The 6,456-nt window shown below is 74.1% G+C and carries 6 protein-coding genes; 5 read left to right on the forward strand and 1 reads right to left on the reverse strand.

Features of this window, described 5'->3' with window-relative positions; all coding sequences use genetic code 11:
• The coding region (locus tag ACFE60_RS15765; protein WP_375389811.1) for an AMP-binding protein at positions 1-1,284 on the forward strand (1,284 nt) is incomplete at its 5' end.
• A gap of 60 nt (positions 1,285-1,344) precedes the next feature.
• On the opposite strand, the gene ACFE60_RS15770 is transcribed toward ACFE60_RS15765, so the two are convergent.
• A complete protein-coding gene (locus ACFE60_RS15770; RefSeq protein WP_375389812.1) occupies positions 1,345-1,971 on the reverse strand; it encodes a TetR/AcrR family transcriptional regulator in 627 nt (208 codons plus the stop codon).
• Positions 1,972-2,054: 83 nt separating this feature from the next.
• Here ACFE60_RS15770 and ACFE60_RS15775 point away from each other — a divergent pair, with 83 nt between their 5' ends.
• From ACFE60_RS15775 to ACFE60_RS15790, 4 genes are all read left to right on the forward strand, one after another.
• Positions 2,055-3,542, forward strand: a complete 1,488-nt coding sequence (locus ACFE60_RS15775) for a flavin-containing monooxygenase (protein WP_375389813.1) — start codon at positions 2,055-2,057, stop codon at positions 3,540-3,542.
• Complete coding sequence (locus ACFE60_RS15780) at positions 3,539-4,390, forward strand: 3-hydroxyacyl-CoA dehydrogenase (RefSeq protein WP_375389814.1); 852 nt, start codon at positions 3,539-3,541, stop codon at positions 4,388-4,390. The genes ACFE60_RS15775 and ACFE60_RS15780 overlap by 4 nt, the downstream gene beginning before the upstream one ends.
• A gap of 95 nt (positions 4,391-4,485) precedes the next feature.
• A complete protein-coding gene (locus tag ACFE60_RS15785) occupies positions 4,486-5,319 on the forward strand; it encodes an alpha/beta hydrolase (RefSeq protein ID WP_375389815.1) in 834 nt (277 codons plus the stop codon).
• Positions 5,320-5,514: 195 nt separating this feature from the next.
• Positions 5,515-6,387: a DUF2231 domain-containing protein gene (locus ACFE60_RS15790; protein WP_375389816.1), complete on the forward strand. Its 873-nt coding sequence runs from the start codon at positions 5,515-5,517 to the stop codon at positions 6,385-6,387.
• Positions 6,388-6,456 lie beyond the last annotated feature (69 nt).

Raw genomic sequence — 6,456 nt, forward strand, 5'->3', positions numbered from 1 at the left:
GCGCACGTCCTGCGCGACAGCGGCGCGAAGCTGGTCGTGATCGGCGCCCCGAGCCTCGGCGAGGCCCTGCCGGCCGCGATGGAGACCGGGGTCGACGCCGTCTCGGTGCTGCTGCCGGAGGCGGCGAAGGACCTCGCGCCGATCCCGCGGCTTGAGGCCCTCGCCGCGGAGGCCGAGCCGATCCTCCGGCAGGAGGCGATGAGCCCGCTCGATCCCGCGACCCTGCTGTACACGAGCGGCACGACGGGGGCGCCGAAGGGCGCGATCGGCAGCCACTTCTCCCTCGTCGAGCAGGTGCACGTCGAGCTGATCGACCTGTTCGACATGCGGCACGACGACGTGATCTTCGGCGGGCTGCCCCTCTTCCACACGTTCGGCCAGACCTGCGTGCTGAACACCGGGTTCCGCCGCGGCGCGACGATCGTGCTGCTGCCGAAGTTCGAGCCGGTCGCCGCGCTCACCGCGATGGCCGAGCACGGCGCCACGGTCTTCACGGCGGTGCCGACGATGTACGTCGGGCTGCTCGCCGGCGCCCGATCGGGCGCGCCGAAGCCGCAGCTGCGGTACGCGGTCTCCGGCGGCGCCCCGCTGCCGCTCGCGGTGCTGGAGGAGTTCTCGGAGGTCTTCGGCGCGACCGTGTACGAGGGCTACGGGCTGACCGAGACGTCGCCGGTCGTGTCGTTCAACCCGATCGGGCGGGACATCCGGCCGGGCACGGTCGGCGTGCCGATCTGGGGCGTCGACGTCGTGATCGCGGACGCGGACGTCGACGACCGCATCGTCGAGCTGCCGCGCGGCGAGCTGGGCGAGCTCGTGGTGCGCGGGCACGACCTGTTCAAGGGCTACCTCGGGCGGCCGGAGGCGAACGCCTCGTCGGTCGTCGACGGCTGGTTCCGCACCGGCGACCTGGCGACGATGGGCGAGGACGACTACCTGACGATCGTCGACCGGAAGAAGGACATGATCCTGCGGAACGGCTACAACGTGTACCCGACCGAGGTCGAGGCCGTGATGATGCGGCACCCGGCGGTGCAGGCGGCTGCGGTCTTCGGCACGCCGCACGAGACGCACGGCCAGGAGGTCGAGGCCGCGGTCGTGCTGCGCGAGGGCCAGCAGGCGACCGCGGAGGAGCTGGTCGCGTTCACGAAGGAGAAGATCGCGGCCTACAAGTTCCCGCGGGTCGTGCACCTGGTGGACGAGCTGCCGCTCGGCCCCTCCGGCAAGGTCCTGAAGCGCGAGCTGACCCGCGTCTGGTCAGCCGAGCAGGCGCCGACCCCGGCGTAGCCCGTCCCGCGCCTTCGTTCTGAAGGCGATCCGGTCGGACCGGATCGCCTTCGAAACGGATCAGGGGCGGGGGGTGCCGTAGATCGTCGCGCACCAGATGTCGGCGAGCACATCGAGCACCACCTCGGGCGCGAGCGCGGGCTGCTCCCCGGCGAAGGAGGCGACCAGCACCCGCTCGTTCATGGCGTGCAGCGCGACGCTCGTCGCGCGCGGATCGACGATCTCGCGGGCGCGGCCCCGCCGGCGCTCGGCGACGAGCGTCGACGCGGTCAGCTCGACCCAGCGGCCGGACCGGCGCGCCCACTCGTCGCGCAGCTCGGGCACCGTCGCCCGCGCCTCCGCGAGCGTCACCGTGACGGCCCGGTGCGCGCCGAACACGTCCACGAAGACCGCGATCGCGCTGCGCCACCACGCGGCCGCGTCCTCGCCCGGAGCGCCGACGGCGGCGAGCCGCTCGTCCACCTCCGCGACCATCCGGTCCAGCAGCTCGAGCAGGACGGCGTGCTTGGAGGGGAAGTAGAAGTAGAACGCGCTGCGGGAGATCGACGCGCCCGCCGCGATCTCGTCGATCGCCACGTCGGCCATCGGCCGGGCGCGCAGCAGCCCCTCGAAGGCCTCGACGATCGCGCGCTGCCGGTCGTCCCCGGAGGGTCGGGCCGTGCGCCGTCCGCGGGTCGACAGGGTCATGCCGGGAGCCTACCGAGAGGACTCGACACGGTGTCGACTTCTTCGACGAGGTGTCAGTACAGTGCTGGAGCGGGAGGTCGAGGATGACGGAGCACCTGGACGTGGTGATCGTCGGCGCCGGGTTGTCGGGCATCGGCGCGGCGGCGACCCTGCGACGCCGGACGCCGGACCGATCGGTCGCGGTGCTCGAGTCCCGCGACGCGGTCGGCGGCACCTGGGACCTGTTCCGGTACCCCGGCGTCCGATCGGACTCGGACATGTACACGCTCGGCTACGCCGCCCGCCCGTGGCCGGGCGAGAAGGCCGTCGCGGACGGCGACGACATCCGCGAGTACGTGCTGGCGGCCGCGGCGGAGACGGGGGTCGCCGGCCTCGTCCGCCTGCGGCAGCGGGTGGTCGCCGCCTCCTGGCGCAGCGAGCGGGCGCTGTGGGAGCTGACGGTGCTGCACCGCGACCCCGCGGCGACCGGCGAGTGGCGCGACGGCGAGCAGGGCACCACGACTACGATGACCTGCTCGTTCCTGTTCGCCTGCACCGGGTACTACCGCTACGACGAGGGCTACTCCCCCGACATCGCGGGCCTCGACACGTTCGCGGGCCCGGTCGTGCACCCGCAGCACTGGCCGGCCGACCTCGACGCCGCCGGCCGGCGGTTCGTCGTCATCGGCAGCGGGGCGACCGCCGTGTCGCTGATCCCCGCGCTGACGAAGCAGGGCGCGCACGCCGTGATGCTGCAGCGGTCCCCCACCTACGTGGCGGCGATCCCCTCCCGCGACCCGCTCGCCGTCCGCCTCCGCGGCAGGGTGCCCGCCGGGCTCGCCTACCGCGCCGTGCGGACGAAGCACATCCTCGGCGCCGTCCTGCTCTACCAGTACGCCCGCCGCCGCCCCGCCGCGATGAAGGCCGTGCTGCGGAAGGCCGCGAAGGCGAAGCTGCCGGCGTCCTTCGACGTCGACACGCACTTCTCGCCGCGGTACGACCCGTGGGACCAGCGGCTGTGCGCCGTCCCGGGCGGCGACCTCTTCCGCGCGATCAGCGCCGGCGACGCGGACGTCGTCACCGATCGCATCGACCGCGTCGACGAGCGCGGCGTGCGGCTCGCCTCCGGCGGCCGGCTGGACGCGGACGTGCTCGTGACGGCGACCGGGCTGAACGTGCTGGTGCTCGGCGGCATGCGCGTCGACGTCGACGGCCGCGCGATCGATCCAGGAGCGACCATCGCCTACAAGGGCATGATGCTGACCGGGGTCCCGAACCTCGCGTACACGATCGGCTACACCAACGCCTCCTGGACCCTGCGCGCGGACCTCGTCGCGAACGCGGTCGTGGACCTGCTGACGCGGATGCGCCGTCGCGGCACCCCGGTCGTCGTGGCGGACGCCCCCGCCGACGCCGGCCCCACCGCGCCGGTGATCGACCTCGCGGCGGGCTACATCCAGCGCGGGATGCACCTGCTGCCCCGGCAGAGCCGCCGGTCGCCCTGGCGGGTGCACCAGAACTACCTGCGCGACCTGCTGCTGTTCCGTCTCGACCACCGCGGGCGCGCCCTGCGCTTCGAAAGGACCTCGTGAGCCCCTCCCCCTTCGGTCGCGTCACCGTGCTCGGCCTCGGCGTGCTCGGCGCGCAGATCGCGCTGCAGACCGCCGCGCACGGCGTGGAGGTCACGGCCTACGACGTCGACGACGCCGCGCTGCAGGTCGGCCGGGGGCGGCTCGACGCCTTCGCGGCCGCCGCTGCCGGCGAGGTCGCCCATCCGGACGCGTACCGCTCGGCTCCTGGCCGGATCCGGCTGACCGCCGACCTGGCCGACTCGGTGCGGAAGGCGGACCTCGTGATCGAGGCGGTGCCGGAGACGCTGGCGCTGAAGCGGGACGCGTGGGCGCGGGTCGGCGCCGCGGCCCCCGAGCAGACGGTCTTCGCGACGAACTCCTCCAGCCTGCTGCCGAGCGCGATCGCCGACGCGACCGGGCGCCCCGACCGCTTCCTCGCCCTGCACTTCGCGAACCGCATCTGGCGACAGAACACCGCGGAGATCATGGGCACGCCCGAGACCGACGTCGCGGTCGCCGACCGGGTGGAGGTGTTCGCCGTCGCGATCGGCATGGTGCCGATCCGGCTGCACCGGGAGCAGGCCGGCTACGTGCTGAACTCCCTGCTCATCCCGTTCCTGTCCGCGGCCGCCGAGCTGCTGGTGAAGGGCGTGGCGACGCCCGAGACGATCGACACGACCTGGAGGGTCGCGACGGGCGCGCCCGCCGGACCGTTCCAGATCTACGACGTCGTCGGCCTGCGCACGGCGTACGCCATCGCGAGCGCGAACCCGCAGGGGGCGCCCTGGGCGGCGTACCTGAAGGAGCACTACCTCGATCGAGGCCTGCTCGGCGTGGAGTCCGGCGAGGGCTTCTACCGCTACCGCTGACCCCACCCGCGGACGTGCCGCTTCCTGCCCCGACACGCCGAGGAAGAGGGCTGAGAGCGGCAGGCCCGCGCTTCGAACACGATGAAGGAGGCACCATGCCGCTCGACCCCGACACCGCCGCGATGCTGCTCGACCTGCAGAACCGGCACGTCCCCGCGATGTCCGACGGCACGCCCGCGCAGGGCCGGGCGATGCTGCGCGCCATGGCGGGCATCGAGGGCCGCGACCCCGCCGCCCTGCCGCCGATGGACTCCGTCGAGGACACGGAGGTCGGCGGCGTGCCCGCCCGCGTCTACCGCCCGCACGCCCCGACCCCGGCGCCCACGATCGTGTACCTGCACGGCGGCGGCTTCGTGATCGGCGACCTGGACACGCACGACGTGACGGTGCGCCTCCTCGCCCTCGACCTCGGCGCGGTGGTCGTCAGCGTCGACTACCGCCTGGCGCCGGAGCACCCGTTCCCGGCGGGCGTCGACGACGCCTGGGCCGCGTTCGCCTCGGTCGCGGACCACATCGACGCGTTCGGCGGGGACGCGGACCGCCTGGTCGTCGCCGGCGACAGCGCGGGCGCGAACCTCGCCGCCGTCACCGCGATCCGAGCGAGGGACGAGGGGGTCGCTCTCGCGGCGCAGCTGCTCGCCTACCCGACGGTCGATCCGGCCGGCAGCTACCCCTCCCGCTCCGAGAACGCGGCGGGGTACTTCCTGACGGCGGCCGACATGGCGTGGTTCTCGGCCCACTACCTCGGGGTGACGACGGACTCGGCGGAGGCGCGCGACCTGGCCGCCGACTGGCGGATCTCGCCGCTGCTGACCCCCTCCCTCGCCGGTGTCGCGCCCGCGGTGGTCGCGACCGCCGAGTACGACCCGCTGCGCGACGAGGGCGTCGCCTACGCGGCAGCGCTCACGGCGGCGGGCGTGCAGGTCTAGCAGCGCACGTTCCCCGGGCTGATCCACGGCTTCTACGGCACGCCGCTGCCGGGTCCGCTGCGCGCGACGCATGAGATCGACGCGGCGCTCGCGGCCCTGCTGCTGTAGCCCGCCGCCCGCCGATCTCCTGCACGTTCGCTGCGGACCCGCCCCGCGGGTTTGCGGCGGGCGGCGCCGGAGGAGTCGGCTGGGCGCGTGCGCGAGCTGCCGTTCCTGAAGCCCCTGACCCGACTCGAGGACGCGAAGGTCCTCGACCCGATCGTGTCCCGCGTGCACGGCGTGGTCGACGCCCTGCTGAAGCCCCGCGCGCTCGAGGACGTGCTGCACGGCGTGCCGGCCGGCCATCCGGTGCATCCCGCGATCGTGCTCGTACCGGCGGGGACGTGGATCGGGGCGGCGGTGCTCGACCTGCTGCCCGGATCCGGGCACGCGTCCCGCACCCTCATCGGCGTCGGGGTGGTGGCGGCCGCACCGGCGATCCTCACCGGCTGGGTGGACTGGGCGCGCGGCCGGCGCGAGCAGCAGCGCGTCGGGATCGTGCACGCCGCGGCGAACGAGTCCGCGTGGGTGCTGTACGCCGCCTCCTGGCTGGCGCGCGCCCGCGGGCACGACACGGTCGGGAAGGCGCTGTCGTTCGTCGGCTTCGGCCTGGTCGGGTTCGGCGGCTACCTCGGCGGCCACCTGGGCTACCGCCAGGCGCTCGGGGCGAACCACGCGAACGCGGTGCTGCAGCGGTTCCCCGCCGGCTGGCACACGCTCGGCCCGCTCGACGACCTGCCGGAGGAGCAGCCCGTGCGTCGCGAGGTCGCCGGCGAGGCGCTGTACGTGCTGCGGCGCGGCGGCCGGATCGACGTGCTCTCCGACGTGTCGACGCACCTCGGCGAGTCGCTCGTCGACGGGACCCTCGACGACCCGGGCGACGCCTCCGCGACCGTGACGACCCCGCTCGGCAGCGTGTTCGACATCGCCACCGGCGAGGTGGTCCACGGCCCGGCGACCGCGCCGGCGATCCGCTTCACCGCGCGCATCAACGGCGACCTCGTGCAGGTGAGCCTGCCCCGCGACTGACGCCTTGCTCAGGGGCGGCTTCGCCGCTCCCTGCTGTGCCCATGGTTCAGGAGCGGCTTCGCCGCTCCC

It is taken from the genome of uncultured Amnibacterium sp. (genome assembly GCF_964245895.1).
Taxonomy (GTDB): Bacteria; Actinomycetota; Actinomycetes; order Actinomycetales; family Microbacteriaceae; genus Amnibacterium.

What these genes read in the sequence shown, in the direction of transcription:
- ACFE60_RS15770 (WP_375389812.1), bottom strand. Translation starts at nt 1,971, where the DNA reads ATGACCCTGTCGACCCGCGGACGGCGCACGGCCCGACCCTCCGGGGAC.
- ACFE60_RS15775 (WP_375389813.1), top strand. Translation starts at nt 2,055, where the DNA reads ATGACGGAGCACCTGGACGTGGTGATCGTCGGCGCCGGGTTGTCGGGC.
- ACFE60_RS15785 (WP_375389815.1), top strand. Translation starts at nt 4,486, where the DNA reads ATGCCGCTCGACCCCGACACCGCCGCGATGCTGCTCGACCTGCAGAAC.